Here is a 15,719-nt window from a genome sequence, read left to right as displayed (position 1 = left end):
CGGGCCGCTTTAACCCGGGAAGGGGCTGACACCGATCACGGCCGGGTGGAGGGCCATGGCCACCACGTGGATAACCAGTGCGACCAGAGGGCGCCACCATCCGATGCCCCGCCAATCGAGTTTTGTGCGGCCCGACGCGATGGCCGCGAAAGGCACCAGGCTGGTGGTCATGGCGTAGGGGCCCCACGCGGCGCCGAGGGCCGCCTCTCGGCGCTGGTCAATATGGTGCATCCCGCCCAGGCTGAGGACGGCGATACCCACCATCAGGATAATGGATGCGGCGTCGCCGTTGGCCAGCAGGTGGCTGAAGGCCCAGAGCGTTGTGCCCCATAAAAAAGGGTGGCGGGTAATAGTAAAGATGCCGCGTGTGGCGCTTTGGGGCGTGTCCTCCAGGAGCTTTTGGCCGCCCACCGCCGTTGCGCTGGGAGTTGTGAGGCCGGCGACCACGGCGAAGAAAGCGATCGGCATCAGCACCTGAGGGGCCCAGGCCAGGGCCGGCGCGGGAAACCATAGGTTTACAAAGGGCGCGCTGGCGTAAGCAAACAGCATCCAGACGAAAGCCGCCAGGACGCAGAGCGAATAGACTATTTGGAAGCCGTTGTTGCCGAGTTTGCGGCTCAGGGGCTTGCGTAACGACGCGCTGGAGAGCAGAAAGTGCCCGCCAGCAAAGAGAATTGTAGCTGCCAGAAGTTCGTTCACTGAAGGCACCGCATTGTTTTAGAGTTTCGGGGTTTCCCCTGATGAAGGAAAAACCCCGCAACTCTGCAAAAACCACTGGTGGCAATATGGGAACAAGATTGCCCCCTGTCTAGACCGGATCATCTTGAGCCGGGACCCCGTCACGGAGCGATTGGACAGGCGAGTTCGATCTGAAGTGACAGAGCCACAGAATTTGAAAGCCGAAAAGAGATGACAGAAGAGACAAGCGAGACACCGGATGCACAAAAGGATGATCCCATCGCCAGGATGATCCTGCAGATGCTTGAAGAAGGTGGAGCCGCCCGGAACCTCGACCCCAACGCTGTGGCCCGCAGTTTCGCGGCGGGACGCGCCAAGCGGAACGATCCACCCGATCTCTGGCGCAAGTACCTGCCCGCTGTCCGCCAGCAGGCACTGCATCTGGCGCGGCAAGGGCGTTTGACCATCCTGCGGAAAGGGAAAGTCGCGGACCCGCATGCCCCGATCAAGGGCCTGATCCGCCTCGCGCTGCCCGGAGCGGCGGAGGACGGCGCCTCCTAAAACATCTGACCGGCACTACTCTGCGTGTTCGGTGCAGGTCAGATGTCTCGTTCCGCCACACTGGATGTGAGGTGCGTTGGAAGTCCAGTGCTCTAAAAATCCGGCGCTCTAAAAATCCGGCGCGTCGATACCGGCCTGACGGCAGGTTGCCGTGACCGTGTTGGCCAGAAGGCAAGCGATGGTCATGGGGCCGATGCCGCCGGGAACCGGGGTGATGGCGCCCGCGACCTCCCTGGCCTCGGCTGTCGCCACGTCACCGACCAGACGGGTCTTGCCGCCTTCCACGTCGATACGGTTGATGCCCACATCGATCACGGTCGCGCCCGGCTTGATCCAGTCACCCTTGACCATCTCGGGCCGTCCCACGGCAGCGACCAGAATATCCGCTTCACGGCAGACTGACGGCAGGTCTTTGGTCCGGCTGTGGGCGATAGTGACGGTGCAGCTTTCCTGAAGCAGGAGCTGTCCCATGGGCTTGCCCACGATATTGGAGCGGCCGACGACAACGGCGGTCAGGCCGGACATATCGCCGAGATGATCCCGCAGCAGGAGCAGACACCCCAGGGGCGTGCAGGGCACCATCGGTGCCGCGGCACCCTTGCCGCCGGTCATGAGGCGGCCTGCGTTGATGGCGTGAAATCCATCGACATCCTTGGCCGGGTCGATGGCATCGATGACGGCGAGGTCGTCCATGTGCTTGGGCAGAGGCAGCTGAACCAGGATACCGTGGACGGCCGGATCGGCATTCAGCTCCGCGACCTTGGCCAGCAGCTCCTCCTGGCTGACGCTGGCGTCCATCTTGTGCTCAAAGGAATTCATCCCGCATTCGACAGTCTGTTTTCCTTTGCTGCGGACGTAGACCTGGCTCGCGGGATCTTCACCGACCAGCACCACGGCGAGCCCGGGGGTCAGGCCGTGTTCCGATTTCAGGCTTGCGACTTCCGCCGAGACCCGCTCGCGCAAGCCGGCTGCAAAGGCCTTCCCGTCAAGTGTTACCGCGCCTGCCATTCGAAGGTCTCCCCGCTGTTGTTTCCGCTGTGCCGTCACGTTTGAGCTTTTTAACAATCTGACGTTCTTGGCCATGCCTGAAAACGGCAGGTTCATGACCGACGCCGACTCGCCGGCTTCTGATGGCCTCAGTCTCGGCGCGCCGCCGGCTGTAGACGCGCCGCCACAGATACGCCCTTGTCCCTGCGTTTGAAGGGGCTGTAATCAGAAAGCTCCGACACGGAGTGAAACGCGAATGTTCGTGATGACCTGCTGGAGGAAGAAGATGGCGAGCAGAAGCACTACGGGAGAAATATCGATCCCGCCCAGGTTTGGCACGAAGCGCCGGATCGGACGCAAAGCCGGTTCGGTCGCCCGCCAGGTAAACTCGCCAATCATGCTGACAAACTGATTGCTCGTGTTGACGACGTTGAATTGGACCAGCCAGGAGAGGACCACGGAGATAATCACCACGAACCAGTACAGGTTGAGGGCGACACTTATAACGGCAAGCACGGGATCCAGAACAATCATCAGACTCTTCATTATTTCGTTAGCGGGGTGGCCGATATTCCTGCTCAGCCGATCAGGAACGACCGCCACACTATGTCATCACGGCTTATTTCAGCAAGCCGCTAGCTGAATGGCAGCGAAATGTCCTGTGAAGTGGAACCCAGTGCTCTCCCAATTCCGTTGTCTGCTGTCCGGTATTTTCCTTGTTTTCTGAGGAAAAGCGGTGCCTTGACAGCCTTTGCCCGAATTCTCATTATCTCTACGTACCGTTCCTCATGGTCGCGGGAGCGAAACCGCCGTCGCGGTTGTTGTGGGGCCGTAGCTCAGCTGGGAGAGCGTCGCGTTCGCAATGCGAAGGTCGGGAGTTCGATCCTCCTCGGCTCCACCATTTTCCCGTAAAACCTGCCCGTAAAACCTAACGGTATCTCCGATACCTGAGTGTGAGCGCTGTCCTTTAGGCTTCTCCGGCTGCCTGACATCCGTGCAATTGCACGCATCATTGCCCCGTCATCGGTTGTCCGAATCAAGAGGCCCGTCTTCTGTAGATGCCTGCTGATACGAAAATAATTGGCGCACAAGCATAATTCCGGGTTGTAGCGCTCCTCCCTGCGAATTTGCTCTTATTAATCGATGGTTAGGATAAATCACCTAATGTTCCGGGCAGTCACAAGAACTTCGATTAACTCATAGGTGGTGTCATGAATTTTAAAGCATCTTTGGCGGCGGCCACGGGCCTCGTCGGAATGTTAGCTGCTTCTGCTGCAATGGCGACCGACGCACATGTTGCGCCCATGCAGGATTTTGCGAACTCGACCGTGAAGACCTGGGTTGCAGATGCGGACCTGGTTGCTGCAATCAAGGCTCAGAACGAAAAGCACGCAGGCCTTTCCCAGGCCGACATCGATGCGATGGACCAGAAATGGCGCGCAGAAACCAGTGCGTCCAGCCAGCCGATGATCAACGAGGTCCTGGGCCACGCTGTTTCCCAGTACCTCAAGAAGAAGAAGGACGAGTCCGGCGGGCTGGTCACGGAAGTCTTCGTCATGGACTCCAAGGGCCTGAACGTCGCGCAGAGCGACGTGACCTCCGACTACTGGCAGGGTGACGAAGGAAAGTGGCAGAAAACTTTCCTTGCCGGTCCCGATGCCATGTTTATCGACGAGGTCGAGGAAGACGAGTCGACCCAGACCTTCCAGTCGCAGATGAGCATGTCCATTGTCGACCCCGCCAGCGGCGAAGTGATCGGCGCGATCACGGTTGGCATGAACGTCGAGGCCTTCCTGTAAGAGCCGACACGCGAAACGCTATATGTGAAACGGGAGGATCGGTCTCGGCATAAAACGTCGAGAGCATAATCCGCCCTTTCAAATATGCGCTAGAGAGTCTGACCGTCTGTCTTTGACTCAAAGGCAGACGGTCAGTTTCAAAAGCACGGTCGCTTGCGGTTCCGGCAATCAAGAGTGTGCACCGTTCTTAAGTCAAACGAAGAGAGACCCGTATCTCATTCTCGCAAAGGCGGGAGGGGAACGTACTCGAGACGTGTTTCAATTGGGGAAATCTATGTCTGAGCAACAGTTCGGTCTACCTGCAAGTTCAGGTCAGCAGCCTTCACAGAGCGCGCTGACGGTTGCGCGAAAGGTCTCCCTTGTCGCTGCGCTGTCGATCGCGTTAGGGCTGGTGGTCATGGTGACGACCAACGTGATCAATGAACGCGCGGCTCTGGTCTCTCAGGGTGAGCGCTCGTTCACCACTATCACAAGCCTGTTGGCGACCACGGTAGCCGGTGGTTTGCAGTGGAATAAGGCGAAGTCCATTACTGATGGTTACGACGCTTTTGTCACCGCCGAGGACTCAGCCATCTCAAATATCGTGACTTACAATCGTGATGGCCAGGAGGTGACTCGTTTCAAGTCCGACAAGCTGCCATCCCATGAACTTCCCAACGTCGATGATTGGGCGAAGGCCGCTGTTGAAAACGGCGGGGTCTATTTTGAATCGACGGGCGACCACGTCATTATCGCGGTGCAGCCTTTGAACATCAAAAAGGATCCGGTGGGCATTCTGGCGGTGGCCTGGAGCCTGGAGGGTCTAAACGCCGTGGTGGCTGATGCCTTGAAGACCCAAGTCATTGGTGCCATCGTGGCCGTTGTCCTGCTTGCCGGTCTGCTGGCCTTTGTGACCACCCGCATGGTTGGACGCCCACTGGCCCAGATGACCGCGGCGATGCGCGACCTGGCCGACGGCCAGCTCGAAACCGATGTTCCGGCGCGCGACAAGCGCGACGATATCGGCGCGATGGCGCAGGCGGTCGAGGTCTTCAAACAAAATGCGATTGAGATGCGCCGCCTCGAAGACGAGCAGGCGGCGAGCAAGGCGAAAGCCGAAGCCGACAAACAGGCTGCGATGAATGCCATGGCTGATGCCTTCGAGGCCTCCGTAATGGCTGTCGTCGATCAGGTCGCCGACGGCGCGACCTCCATGCAGACCGCAGCCCAGGAGATGTCCTCGGCCGCGCAGTCGACCACGGAACAGGCCAACAGCGTCTCCGCGGCCTCCGAAGTCACGACCGCAAATGTCCAGGCCGTGGCCTCAGCGTCGGAGGAGCTCTCCAGCTCGATTACCGAAATCAGCCGCCGTGTCTCGGAATCCTCTCAGATCGCCAGCGAGGCCGTCACGCAGGTTGGACAGACCAACGAAGATGTCGAGGGGCTTTCCGCCGCCGCCCGCAAGATCGGCGATGTCATCAGTCTGATCTCAGATATCGCCGAGCAGACCAATCTTCTGGCGCTGAATGCGACAATCGAGGCCGCCCGCGCGGGTGAAGCTGGTAAAGGCTTTGCTGTGGTTGCCGGTGAGGTCAAGAACCTGGCGTCTCAGACGGCCAAGGCGACGGACGAGATCAGCGCGCAGATCGCCGCCATGCAGACCGCGACGACCGGCGCCGTGGACGCCATCAAGAACATCGGCGGAACCATCGCGAAGGTCGACGAGGTGGCGGGATCGATCGCCGCTGCCGTAGAGCAACAGGGTGCTGCGACGCAGGAAATCTCGCGCAACGTCCAGGAGGCCGCGACCGGAACCAGCGAAGTTTCAGTGACGATTGCCGAAGTCACAAAGTCTGCCGATGCGACCGGCACTTCCTCGAGCGGTGTTTTGTCGGCGGCCGGTGACCTGGCAAATCATTCGGAAACACTGCGTCGCGAGGTGGACGACTTCCTGCGCAAAGTGCGCGCGGCCTGATCGCCTCTAAACCGGATCGTGTTTCGGTTGAGAATTCATTCATAACTATGGATTCTCATCCGAAACCCGTGAATCCGTTCTAAGTCTGCGTGTTAGATCAGACTCACAAGCACGATGCATCGCCTTCGGCGATTCCATCCAAACCTGATCTGATCTAGACGCCTTCCCTTTTCTCGCCCAGCCGCATGCCGAGCCGCGGATCCTGCGGTTTAAGGACCCGTTCGGCAGGAAACTTGACGGTCACGTTCGTGCCGCTGTCCGGGGCGCTCTCGATCTCCAGTTGTCCGCCATGCAGCTTGATGAAGGAGTTTGAGAGCGGCAGGCCAAGGCCCGTCCCCTCGTAGCGGCGGCTGAGGGAGCTGTCGACCTGACCAAAGGGTGTCAGGGCCGCCTGGAGATCCGCGTTGCTCATGCCGATCCCGTTGTCCGAGATCGTAATCTCGTGTCCAGCATGATCACCCATGCGGGTTGTCACGGTGACCTTGCCGCCGTTACCAGTGAATTTGCGGGCGTTGGAGCCGATGTTCAGCAGAATTTGACGCACAAGGCGTTCGTCGGCCCATAGGTTGGGAAGATCATCGGAGAGCTGTAGATCGAGCTCGATCCGCTTTTCTTCCTGCTTTGCGACAACAAGCTGAAAGCAGTAGCTGATGACCTCGGCCAGATTGATTTCTTCTTCGTAGAGCGTCAGCTTTCCGGCTTCGATCTTCGAGAGATCGAGGATGGAATTGATGATCCCCAGCAGGTGCAGCCCGCTGTTTTTCATATAGCCCACGTATTCCCGGTAACGGCGGTCGCCCAACTCTCCAAAAAGTTCGTGTTCCATCACTTCGGAAAAGCCGATCACCGCGTTCAGGGGCGTGCGGAGTTCGTGGCTCATGTTTGCCAAAAACTCGGACTTGCCGCGATTGGCGCGTTCCGCCTCTTCCTTCGCGGCAATGAATTCTTCCTGGGCCCGGACTTCCTTGGTGATATCCGTGCCGATACCGCGATAGCCGGCGAAGTTTCCCGCGCTGTCGAACAGGGGTTTGCCGCTGATGACATAGCTGTGCAACTGCCCGTCCGCGTGCACCCACTGGGTTCGCAGATTGCTGAAGGCCTGCCGGTTCATCAGCAGTTCCCAATGCTGATCCCATTCGAACTTCAGCATGGGCGAGGGGGGCGGCAGGCGCTCCCAGAGTTCCTTGCGGGTCTTGCCCAGCGATTTTTCCGGGTGAATGCCCGTGACCGCTTCGTAACGCTCGGAAAAATAACTGAAGCGCAGATCCGCATCCATCTCCCAGAACCAGTCAGAGGCGATCTCCGCAATGTCCTGGAACCGCTGCTGGCTTTGCCATAGCGCTTCTTCCGCCTCCAGGCCGTCCCTGGTCTTTTCCTGAAACTTGCGCAGGCGTTCTTCCAGCCGCTCGACTTCCTGAAGCAGCTCGTCTTGACTCAATCCAGAATACTTTGTCCGGACGTCGGACATAAAGTCTCCCTCATGCACGCCGAAGTGTTCGAGAAAGTCTATAACAATAGTGCAAAGTTAACGAATCTTACGAGGATTAAAGCGTCTCAGACCTTCTGTCCAGTGCATCTCGCCCGGTTCGAAATCAACCTGAGGTGTTTTACGACTTCGCCTGATTAGCGAGAAACGCCGGGGGTTAATTCGTTTCGCGCGGCTTGAGATGCGCGTGCCAGCGTTTTTCGAGCTGACGGAAGCCCCAGACGATCAGGAAGGTCAGCGCCATGTAAAAGGCGGCGGCGGTGAGGAAAGCTTCGTAGGGGCTGTAGTAACGCGAATTGATGATCCGGGCCGCGCCGGTGATATCGACGAGCGTGATCAGGCTGGCCAGGGCGCTGCCGTGAAGCATGAAAATCACTTCGTTCGAATAGGCCGGCAGGGCGCGCCGAAAGGCGCTGGGCAGCACCACACGGCGCAGGACCAGCGAACGCGACATTCCGCAGGCCCGGGCCGCTTCAATTTCGCCGTAAGGGGTTGCTACGATGGCGCCACGGATGATTTCGGTGGTGTAAGCCGCTGTGTTCAGCGTAAAGGCGAGCAGGGCGTACCAGTAGGCGTCCTGCATGAAGGTCCAGCTTTGGCTCAGTTCCTTCACGAATTCCAGCTGGCCGAGGCCATAGTAAAAAAGGAACATCTGCACCAGCAGAGGCGTCCCCCGAAAGCAGTAGGTGAAGAGCCAGACCGGCCCGGAGATAAAAATCCGGTTGGTGGAGCGCATGACCGCGAAGGGCACGGAGAGAACCAGGCCGATAACGAGCGACAGGCTGACCAGTTGGACCGTCAGCCACAGGCCGTTGATGTACTCGGAGATATTTTCGGTGATGATCGAGAAATCCATGACCAATATCTCCCCTATACTTGCCGCACGCCGGCGCTGTAATGCTTCTCCGCCCAGCGCAGCGCCAGAACCGACACCGTCGTGAAGGCCAGAAACAGGACGCCCACCGCGAAATAGAACGGGAAGGGCTCACGGGTGGCGCCGGCCGCGAGACCGGCTTTGCGGACCATATCCTCCAGTCCGATGACCGAAACCAGGGCCGTGGTTTTCATCAGCACCAGCCAGTTATTGCCGAAGCCGGGCAGGGCATGGCGCATCATCTGCGGGATCAGAATGCGGATCAGGACCTGGCCGCGGGACATGCCATAGGCCGCGCCGGCTTCCAGCAGACCGACGGGCACCGCCAGGATCGCGCCCCGGAAGGTCTCCCCCATATAGGCACCGAAGATGAAACCGATCGTGAGACAGCCGGCGATGAAGGGATTGATGTCGACGTATTCATCGTAACCGACCATCGGCGCGAGGTCGTTGACCAGGACCTGTCCGCCGAAAAAGATCAGCAGCATCAGAACCAGGTCGGGGACGCCGCGAATGATCGTCGTGTAGACCGTCGCGGCAATAACGGCGGCGCGCATGCCCGACAGCTTGGCCAGCGCCGTGACCAACCCAAGAACCATGGCAATGGCCAGCGAGACCAGGGCGACCGCGACGGTCAGACGTGCGCCGTCTAGTATGGAGGGGCCGTATCCCTGAAGGTCGAACATGGATCTTCGCCGTGATCAGCGTTAAGGGCAGTCTCGATCCGCGGCCTGTCGGTCGCCAGACGAGACGGAGTGTTTTGAGTCCGCACCGCTACAATCTCCTGTGGGCTGTAGCGGTGCGCGCATCCTCAAAACATCCGGGCGGTTTTATTCGCCGTAGATGTTGAAGTCGAAGTACTTGTCCTGAATGGACTTGTAGGTGCCGTTGGCGCGGATCGCGACAATGGCATCGTTCAACTTGGCCTGCAGGTCTTCGTCGGACTTGCGGATGGCGATCCCGGCGCCGTCGCCGAAGTACTTCGGATCCGAGAAATCCGGGCCGACAAATTCATAGCCCTTGCCGGCGTCGGTCTTCAGAAAACCGTCGTTCAAGGCAACGGAGTCGGCGAGCAGCAAGTCGATACGGCCGGCCGTCATGTCCAGATAGGCTTCGTCCTGGGTGCCGTAGCGCTTGATCTCCAGGATGTCGCCGAACTCTTCGGTCAGGAAGTTGTCGTGAATGGTCGCCCGCTGCACACCGACGCTCTTGCCCTCCAGCGAGTCCTTGTTGATCTCAATGCCGGATCCTTCCTTGCGGACGAACTTCGCCGGTGTCTGATAGTACTTGTTTGTGAAGGCGACTTTCTTCTTCCGCTCTTCGGTAATCGACATGGACGCCACTATAGCATCGTATTTCTTGGCCATCAGGGCGGGAATGATGCCGTCCCAATCCTGGGCGACGAGGGTGCATTCCGCCTTGATTTCGGCGCAAAGGGCGTTGGCGATATCGATGTCGAAGCCCTTCAACTCACCACTGGGTGTGGTTTCGCTGAAAGGCGGGTAAGCGCCTTCAACACCGATTCGGATTTTCGTCCAATCCTTCGCCTCCACATCGGATGCAATGAAGGGGGCAGCGCCCAGCGTAAAGGCAGCGGCCACGGCGGCCACAAAGAGTTTTTTCATGTTGGTTCTCCCATAGTCAGTTTTCTGTCTTCAAAGTGTTACTTCAGGGTTCCGGGTCTTACTTCAGGGTTCCGGCAAGGAATTGCTGAAACCGCTCGGATTTTGGATGCTCGAAAACCTCCTGCGGCGGGCCTGCCTCTTCGACGCGGCCTTCGTGCAGGAAAACGGTTTGCGTGGAGACTTCCCGGGCAAATCCCATCTCGTGGGTGACCACGATCATGGTCCGGCCTTCTTCCGCCAGGTCCTTGATGACCTTCAGAACTTCATTGACCAGTTCAGGGTCCAAGGCGGAAGTGGGTTCGTCGAACAGCATGACATCCGGATCCATGGCCAGGGCCCGGGCAATGGCGACGCGCTGTTGCTGGCCGCCGGAGAGATGGGCCGGATAGTCGTTTTTGCGGGCCCGGATACCGACCTTTTCGAGCAGGGCCTCGGCCTGCTCAATGGCCTCGCGCTTCGGTTTTTTCAGCACATGGACCGGAGCTTCGATCACGTTTTGCAGGACCGTCATGTGCGACCAGAGGTTAAAGCTTTGGAAAACCATGGCGAGGCGCGTGCGCAGCCGTTCGACCTGCCTGCGGTCGGCGGCCTGCGGTTCGCCCCGCTTATCGTTGGCCATGCGGATCAGTTCGCCACCGACGAAAACCTGACCGGAATTCGGTGTTTCCAGGAGGTTGATACAGCGCAGGAAGGTGCTTTTGCCCGAGCCACTTGAGCCCAGCATGGCGATCACGTCGCCCTTGTGCGCGGAGAGAGAAACGCCTTTTAAAACCTCAAGAGTTCCGAAACTCTTATGGATATCCTCGCAAACCAATGCGTGGTGCTCGGCTGCGTGGTGCTCGGCGGCCCGTCCCGAAGCCGTCTCGTGCATAATATGATCCCTGCAATCAATCGCCATTTTTCGGCGTTGCTTGAACGTTAGTGGGCTTTCTCCACGAGTCAAAGGAAAACTGCGACCGTATCACCCCACCAACCCCGAAAAGACCCCGGAAATCAGCGGTTTTCTGGCGTTCAATCCTTGGGTTTCAGGCTTCACGTGCTTGAAGTCAGGGGCACGATTCCGGCAAGGCTTCCGCCGGAGCTGAGGTATACGGTCTAAGTCTCGTCGTTAGATCAGATTCACAAGGTCGTGTGGTCGCCTTCGGCGATTCCATCTAAACTTGATCTGATCTAGAGGCCGAGCTCTGACCTGGTCCGGGCGATCGCGGCCTCCGCCTGGGCTTCCTGGGGTTGTCCGGCAAAGCTTTGCGAAGCCCGTTCCAGGGCTGCGCGGGCGCTTTCGGGCTCCTGCAGCACAGTGTAGGCGCGCGCCAGGCGGAGCCAGCCTTCGAGATCCCCGGGTTCACCGTCCAAACGCTCCGCAAGCTGGTCGACCATGGCACGGATGAAGGCCATGCGGTCTTCCGTGGACATCTGCCGGGCGGCTTCAATCTCCTCGGGGCTCGGCTGAGGCATTGCCGAGCCGCCCACCGGATTGCCGGTGGAGCCACCTGACCCGGTGCCGCCTTCAACGGAGGCGCGGGGACCTGGAAGGCGTGGTCCGGGAAGACGCGCTTCGCCTTGGTCCTGATTGTCGGCCAGGGCCGCCTCAAGCTGCGCGATGCGCTGGGCGAGCAGGGGGCGCCAGGGCGAGGCCGGGGTCGAGCGTTCCGAGAGGCCTTTCCAGATGCGCAGGGCATCGGCCAGACGGCCATCCTGCGCCAGGGCCAGACCGCTGTAGTAAAGGGATTTCATATTGTTGCCATCGAGGGTGATGGCTTCGGCGAAGGCGCGCCGGGCTTCGGCGCCAACTTCGCCGCCGCTGGCGGCCACAAGAGCCTCGCCGAGAGAGGCATAGAGCTGAGGCTCTTTCGCGCCCAGATCGATGGCCCGCCGGTAGGCATTCGCGGAATCGAGGAACCGGTCGAGCTGGCCGTAGGCGCCGGCCAGCAGCAACCAGGCGTGTGCATCGAAACCCTTGGCTTCGACGCGGGCCTCCAGTGCCGTGATTTCCGTTGCCAGGTCGCTGTTTAACGCCCTCTGGAACTCGGCTTCCAGGGCGCGCCGCTCGGCAAAGGGAATGCCCGGCATTCCGGGGGATCCGAGATTGAGATAAAGACCGAGGGCAAGACCGGGCAGGGCCGCGGCCAGGAACCACGCCATCCAGCGGTTGCTCTTTCCGGCCTCGGCGGGTCCTTCAGTCGTCTCGGTCGCCTCTGCTGACGCCGTCACGTTCAACATGCGCCGCTCGATTTCAAGGCGCGCGGACCGCGCCTGGTCTTCATTCAGCAGGCCGCGGTCCATGTCGCGTCCGACTTCGGTGAGCTGGTCTTTGTAGACCGTCAGATCGAAGGCGGAGCGCGGACCTTCATCGGCGCGCGCTTTGAGTAGGCTGTTCATCAGGACCGCGACGCAGATGGCGGTCAGAACTGCGGCGATAATCCACAGGATCATGTCTTCGGACTTTCGGAGGGACCACCTGCGAGCTTTTGCGGGCCCGGGTTTCCCGGTTGTTGTTGCGGCGATTCTTGTTCTGGCGGATCTTCGAGCAGTGCCGCCAGCCGCTGCTTTTCTTCCACGGACAAGGGCACCGGCGTATCGTTGTCGGCTCGCCGCTTCTGGTTGACGAAATAGGCACCGACCCCGAGCGTCCCAAGAAGCAGGAGAACCACCGGCCCGAACCAGAGGAAATAGGTTTCCGGCTTCATGGGCGGGCGCAGCAGCACGAAGTCGCCGTAACGGGCAACCAGGTAGTCCAGTATCTCCTTGTCGCTGTCGCCATCCACCAGACGCTCGCGCACGATGATCCGCAGATCCCTGGCCAGCGGCGCGTTCGAGGAGTCGATTGATTCATTCTGGCAGACGAGACAACGGATCTCTGCGGAGAGATCCCTGGCGCGGGATTCGAGGGCCGGGTCGTCCAGAACTTCGTCGGGCTCAACCGCAAAGACCGGGGCAGTGAAGACCGGGGCAGTGAAGACCGGGGCGGCGAGACAAAGGCAGAAAAGGAGGGCCGCTGCCTGGCGGCCGGTGGTTCCGAGGGCCGTCAGAATTTTTCGACGGGCGCCGGCTGCAGTGGTTCTTTCCGGTCGGGTCATTGTTTCAGCTCGTTGATGAGCGGGAGGATAATTTCATCCGTGGCCGCCTGATCGAGCGGCCCGATGTGGCGATAGCGAATGCGGCCCTCGCCATCGACGATGTAGGTCTCGGGTACGCCGTAAACGCCCCAGTCGATCGAGACGCGGCCGCTACGGTCCGCACCGATCCGGGCGTAAGGGTTGCCGTGTTCGCGCAGCCAGCGGGCCGCGTCCTCCGGCTTATCCTTGTAGTTGATGCCATAGAGACGGATCCCGTTGCGCTTGGCCAGCTCGGTCAGGATCGGGTGCTCGGCGAGACAGGGCAGACACCAGGATGCGAAGGCGTTGACCAGGGTTACCGTGCCCTGTTTCAGGTCTTCGTTGTCGAAGCCGATCACCCCCGATCCGTCCAGGCGCGCAAGATCGAACACCGGCACTTCCTTATCGATCATCACCGAGGGAATGTCCGCCGGGTTGCGGTCCGGATCGAGACCCCAGAAGAAGTATCCGCCGAGAACCAGGAACACCAGGATTGGCAGGAAGAAGATCAGCTTGCGGCCCATCTAGGCTTGTGCTCCCGCTTGGCCGCTGCCGGACTTCGCCTGCCAGCGCTTGCTGCGCACCGGCGCGCCGACTCTCAGACGACGGTCGCTGAGCGAGAAAGTCCCGCCGATCACCATGATGATACAGCCGGCCCAGATCCAGGGCACCAGGGGCTCGTGGTAGATACGGACCGTCCAGCCGCCCCGACCGTCGGAATCGCCGACCGCCATGTAAAGATCCCGCATGCCATTGGTGTGGATTGCAGCCTCCGTGGTCGGCATGTTCTGCACCATGTAGACGCGCTTTTCCGGAGTCAGTCTCGCGACGAATTCTCCGTCCCGGGTGACGATGAAATTGCCTTGCTCAGCCTGGTAATTGGGGCCTTGCACCGGCTTCATGCTCTCGAAGAAGTAGTTGTAGCCCGCCACTTCGATGTTGTCTCCGGGACGGGCGATGCGTATGTCCTCGACCTGCCAGGCCGCGGACCCCGTCATGCCGACGATGGCCACCGCCATGCCCGCATGCGCAAGGGTCATGCCATGGGCCGCCCGCGGCAGCTTGGTCATCCGCTTGAAGGAATCACCGAGAGGTACCCGGAAGAGTTTGATCCGCTCGCTCCATTCGATCAGCGCGCCGACGAACAGCCATGCGGCAAAGCCGATCGCGGCGACGGCGAGGACGGGGCCGCCCTCCACCAGATAGGCCGTCGCCAGCATGGCAATGATGGTCATGAGGCCGGCAAATTTGAGGCGCGACAAGACGGCGCCCAGTTCCGCGCGCTTCCAGGGCAGGAGCGGCCCGACCGCCATGACCGCGACAAGCGGAACCATTAGCGGCAGGAAGACGGCGTTGTAATAGGGTGTGCCTACGGAGATCTTGGTGCCTGCGGCTTCGAGCAGCAGCGGCCCGAGGGTGCCGACGAAAACCACCGAGGTGGCCACGGTCAGAAGAAGGTTGTTGAGCACCAGCCCGCCCTCGCGGCTGATCGGGCTGAAGAGACCACCGGCCGTTAGGGTCGGCGCCCGGACCGCGAAGAGCAGCAGAGACCCGCCGATGGCGATGGCCAGCAGAAACAGGATAAAGAGCCCGCGCTCCGGGTCGACCGCAAAGGCATGCACCGAAGTGAGCAGTCCCGAGCGCACGACAAAGGTGCCGATCAGCGAGAGCGAGAAGGTCAGGATCGCCAGCAGAATGGTCCAGACCTTCAGGGAGTCGCGCTTCTCGACCACAATGGCGGAATGCAGCAGCGCAGTGCCCATCAGCCAGGGCATGAAGGAGACGTTTTCGACCGGGTCCCAGAACCACCAGCCGCCCCAGCCGAGTTCGTAATAGGCCCACCAGCTCCCCAGGGCGATGCCCGCGGTCAGGGTGATCCAGGCCGCCAGGGTCCAGGGCCGGACCCAACGGGCCCAGGCGGCGTCGACCTTGCCCTCGATCAGGGCGGCGACGGCGAAGGAAAAGGCGATGGAGAAGCCCACATAGCCCGCATAGAGCATGGGGGGATGGAACGCGAGACCCGGGTCCTGCAGCAGCGGGTTCAGATCGCGGCCGTCGAGCGGCGCGGGGAAGATCCGGTCAAAGGGATTCGAGGTGAAGATAAGGAATGCCAGAAAGCCCAGGGTGATCATGGCCTGCACAGACAGCACCCGCGCGCGGAGCGTGGGCGGCAGGTTCTGGCCGAAAGCGGCGACGGCGGCGCCGAAGCCGGTCAGAATGACGATCCACAGCAGCATGGAGCCTTCGTGGTTGCCCCAAACGCCGGTGACTTTGTAGAGCATCGGCTTGGCCGAATGCGAGTTCTGATAGACCACCGAAAGCGAGAAATCCGAGACTATGAAGGCCTGGGTCAACGCGCCGAAGGCCAGGATGGTGAGGCCGAAGAGCAACAGCGCGCTGGGCTGGGCGAGGGCGATCCAGGCGCGATTGCCGCGGGCAGCGCCAATCATCGGGACGGCTGATTGCACCGCAGAGAGCAGAAGCGCCAGAATCAGCGCGAATTGTCCGAGTTCCGCGCTCATGTGCCTGTCTCCAGCAACATTTGCATCGATGACTCTGGCATCAATGACTCTGGAACCAGGGGCTCAGGTGCTGTCGTTGCGGTCATCTCGGCCTCTCCGGGTTTGCAGGGCCTCTGGACAACAAGATTGCTGTCGAGG

Annotated in this window: 15 protein-coding genes and 1 tRNA gene; 4 read left to right on the top strand and 12 right to left on the bottom strand. The window is 60.4% G+C overall.

Features of this window, described 5'->3' with window-relative positions; genetic code table 11:
• Positions 1 to 9 precede the first annotated feature (9 nt).
• The gene (locus FKG95_RS13235) at positions 10 to 699 is read right to left on the bottom strand and encodes an NnrU family protein (RefSeq protein WP_179954081.1); all 690 of its coding nucleotides are present in this window, start codon (positions 697 to 699) and stop codon (positions 10 to 12) included.
• Between the two features lie 210 nt (positions 700 to 909).
• Here FKG95_RS13235 and FKG95_RS13230 point away from each other — a divergent pair, with 210 nt between their 5' ends.
• The gene (locus tag FKG95_RS13230) at positions 910 to 1,239 is read left to right on the top strand and encodes a DUF3253 domain-containing protein (protein ID WP_218940188.1); all 330 of its coding nucleotides are present in this window, start codon (positions 910 to 912) and stop codon (positions 1,237 to 1,239) included.
• A 108-nt stretch (positions 1,240 to 1,347) separates the two neighbouring features.
• On the opposite strand, the gene folD is transcribed toward FKG95_RS13230, so the two are convergent.
• The gene (gene folD, locus FKG95_RS13225) at positions 1,348 to 2,247 is read right to left on the bottom strand and encodes a bifunctional methylenetetrahydrofolate dehydrogenase/methenyltetrahydrofolate cyclohydrolase FolD (RefSeq protein ID WP_142896852.1); all 900 of its coding nucleotides are present in this window, start codon (positions 2,245 to 2,247) and stop codon (positions 1,348 to 1,350) included.
• Positions 2,248 to 2,451: 204 nt separating this feature from the next.
• On the bottom strand, positions 2,452 to 2,760 hold the full coding sequence (locus FKG95_RS13220) for a YggT family protein (RefSeq protein ID WP_142896851.1): 309 nt from the start codon (positions 2,758 to 2,760) through the stop codon (positions 2,452 to 2,454).
• Positions 2,761 to 3,051: 291 nt separating this feature from the next.
• Here FKG95_RS13220 and FKG95_RS13215 point away from each other — a divergent pair.
• From FKG95_RS13215 to FKG95_RS13205, 3 genes are all read left to right on the top strand, one after another.
• Positions 3,052 to 3,127, top strand: a tRNA-Ala gene (locus tag FKG95_RS13215).
• 310 nt (positions 3,128 to 3,437) lie between these two features.
• Entirely contained in the window at positions 3,438 to 4,025 is a 588-nt protein-coding gene (locus FKG95_RS13210; protein ID WP_218940186.1) for a hypothetical protein, read from the top strand.
• 274 nt (positions 4,026 to 4,299) lie between these two features.
• Positions 4,300 to 5,979: a methyl-accepting chemotaxis protein gene (locus FKG95_RS13205; RefSeq protein WP_142896850.1), complete on the top strand. Its 1,680-nt coding sequence runs from the start codon at positions 4,300 to 4,302 to the stop codon at positions 5,977 to 5,979.
• A gap of 154 nt (positions 5,980 to 6,133) precedes the next feature.
• Here FKG95_RS13205 and FKG95_RS13200 read toward each other — a convergent pair whose 3' ends face one another.
• The 9 genes from FKG95_RS13200 to FKG95_RS13160 all read right to left on the bottom strand — a co-directional run bounded on the left by FKG95_RS13200 (position 6,134) and on the right by FKG95_RS13160 (position 15,581).
• The gene (locus tag FKG95_RS13200; protein WP_142896849.1) at positions 6,134 to 7,447 is read right to left on the bottom strand and encodes a PAS domain-containing sensor histidine kinase; all 1,314 of its coding nucleotides are present in this window, start codon (positions 7,445 to 7,447) and stop codon (positions 6,134 to 6,136) included.
• A 175-nt stretch (positions 7,448 to 7,622) separates the two neighbouring features.
• Positions 7,623 to 8,321 carry an ABC transporter permease gene (locus FKG95_RS13195; RefSeq protein ID WP_142896848.1) on the bottom strand — a complete coding sequence of 233 codons (699 nt, stop codon included), beginning with the start codon at positions 8,319 to 8,321 and terminating at the stop codon, positions 7,623 to 7,625.
• Between the two features lie 14 nt (positions 8,322 to 8,335).
• Positions 8,336 to 9,025, bottom strand: coding sequence for an ABC transporter permease (locus FKG95_RS13190; RefSeq protein ID WP_142896847.1), 690 nt, complete (start codon positions 9,023 to 9,025; stop codon positions 8,336 to 8,338).
• A gap of 144 nt (positions 9,026 to 9,169) precedes the next feature.
• Complete coding sequence (locus FKG95_RS13185) at positions 9,170 to 9,964, bottom strand: ABC transporter substrate-binding protein (protein WP_142896846.1); 795 nt, start codon at positions 9,962 to 9,964, stop codon at positions 9,170 to 9,172.
• A gap of 58 nt (positions 9,965 to 10,022) precedes the next feature.
• Positions 10,023 to 10,835: an ABC transporter ATP-binding protein gene (locus FKG95_RS13180; protein ID WP_142896845.1), complete on the bottom strand. Its 813-nt coding sequence runs from the start codon at positions 10,833 to 10,835 to the stop codon at positions 10,023 to 10,025.
• A 299-nt stretch (positions 10,836 to 11,134) separates the two neighbouring features.
• Positions 11,135 to 12,397, bottom strand: a complete 1,263-nt coding sequence (ccmI, locus tag FKG95_RS13175) for a c-type cytochrome biogenesis protein CcmI (protein WP_142896844.1) — start codon at positions 12,395 to 12,397, stop codon at positions 11,135 to 11,137.
• Positions 12,394 to 13,041 carry a cytochrome c-type biogenesis protein gene (locus tag FKG95_RS13170; RefSeq protein WP_142896843.1) on the bottom strand — a complete coding sequence of 216 codons (648 nt, stop codon included), beginning with the start codon at positions 13,039 to 13,041 and terminating at the stop codon, positions 12,394 to 12,396. Before FKG95_RS13170 ends, ccmI begins: the two co-directional genes overlap by 4 nt.
• Positions 13,038 to 13,583, bottom strand: a complete 546-nt coding sequence (locus FKG95_RS13165) for a DsbE family thiol:disulfide interchange protein (RefSeq protein ID WP_142896842.1) — start codon at positions 13,581 to 13,583, stop codon at positions 13,038 to 13,040. The genes FKG95_RS13170 and FKG95_RS13165 overlap by 4 nt, the downstream gene beginning before the upstream one ends.
• Positions 13,584 to 15,581 carry a heme lyase CcmF/NrfE family subunit gene (locus tag FKG95_RS13160; protein ID WP_142896841.1) on the bottom strand — a complete coding sequence of 666 codons (1,998 nt, stop codon included), beginning with the start codon at positions 15,579 to 15,581 and terminating at the stop codon, positions 13,584 to 13,586. It lies immediately after the preceding gene.
• Between the last annotated feature and the right edge of the window lie 138 nt (positions 15,582 to 15,719).

Origin of the sequence: Denitrobaculum tricleocarpae (assembly GCF_007004665.1) — a bacterium.
Taxonomy (GTDB): Bacteria; Pseudomonadota; Alphaproteobacteria; order Kiloniellales; family Kiloniellaceae; genus Denitrobaculum; species Denitrobaculum tricleocarpae.
This window is presented reverse-complemented; position numbering and strand designations above follow the sequence as displayed.

What these genes read in the sequence shown, in the direction of transcription:
- FKG95_RS13230 (WP_218940188.1), top strand. Translation starts at nt 910, where the DNA reads ATGACAGAAGAGACAAGCGAGACACCGGATGCACAAAAGGATGATCCC.
- folD (WP_142896852.1), bottom strand. Translation starts at nt 2,247, where the DNA reads ATGGCAGGCGCGGTAACACTTGACGGGAAGGCCTTTGCAGCCGGCTTG.
- FKG95_RS13220 (WP_142896851.1), bottom strand. Translation starts at nt 2,760, where the DNA reads ATGATTGTTCTGGATCCCGTGCTTGCCGTTATAAGTGTCGCCCTCAAC.
- FKG95_RS13210 (WP_218940186.1), top strand. Translation starts at nt 3,438, where the DNA reads ATGAATTTTAAAGCATCTTTGGCGGCGGCCACGGGCCTCGTCGGAATG.
- FKG95_RS13205 (WP_142896850.1), top strand. Translation starts at nt 4,300, where the DNA reads ATGTCTGAGCAACAGTTCGGTCTACCTGCAAGTTCAGGTCAGCAGCCT.
- FKG95_RS13200 (WP_142896849.1), bottom strand. Translation starts at nt 7,447, where the DNA reads ATGTCCGACGTCCGGACAAAGTATTCTGGATTGAGTCAAGACGAGCTG.
- FKG95_RS13195 (WP_142896848.1), bottom strand. Translation starts at nt 8,321, where the DNA reads ATGGATTTCTCGATCATCACCGAAAATATCTCCGAGTACATCAACGGC.
- FKG95_RS13190 (WP_142896847.1), bottom strand. Translation starts at nt 9,025, where the DNA reads ATGTTCGACCTTCAGGGATACGGCCCCTCCATACTAGACGGCGCACGT.
- FKG95_RS13185 (WP_142896846.1), bottom strand. Translation starts at nt 9,964, where the DNA reads ATGAAAAAACTCTTTGTGGCCGCCGTGGCCGCTGCCTTTACGCTGGGC.
- FKG95_RS13180 (WP_142896845.1), bottom strand. Translation starts at nt 10,835, where the DNA reads ATGCACGAGACGGCTTCGGGACGGGCCGCCGAGCACCACGCAGCCGAG.
- ccmI (WP_142896844.1), bottom strand. Translation starts at nt 12,397, where the DNA reads ATGATCCTGTGGATTATCGCCGCAGTTCTGACCGCCATCTGCGTCGCG.
- FKG95_RS13170 (WP_142896843.1), bottom strand. Translation starts at nt 13,041, where the DNA reads ATGACCCGACCGGAAAGAACCACTGCAGCCGGCGCCCGTCGAAAAATT.
- FKG95_RS13165 (WP_142896842.1), bottom strand. Translation starts at nt 13,583, where the DNA reads ATGGGCCGCAAGCTGATCTTCTTCCTGCCAATCCTGGTGTTCCTGGTT.
- FKG95_RS13160 (WP_142896841.1), bottom strand. Translation starts at nt 15,581, where the DNA reads ATGAGCGCGGAACTCGGACAATTCGCGCTGATTCTGGCGCTTCTGCTC.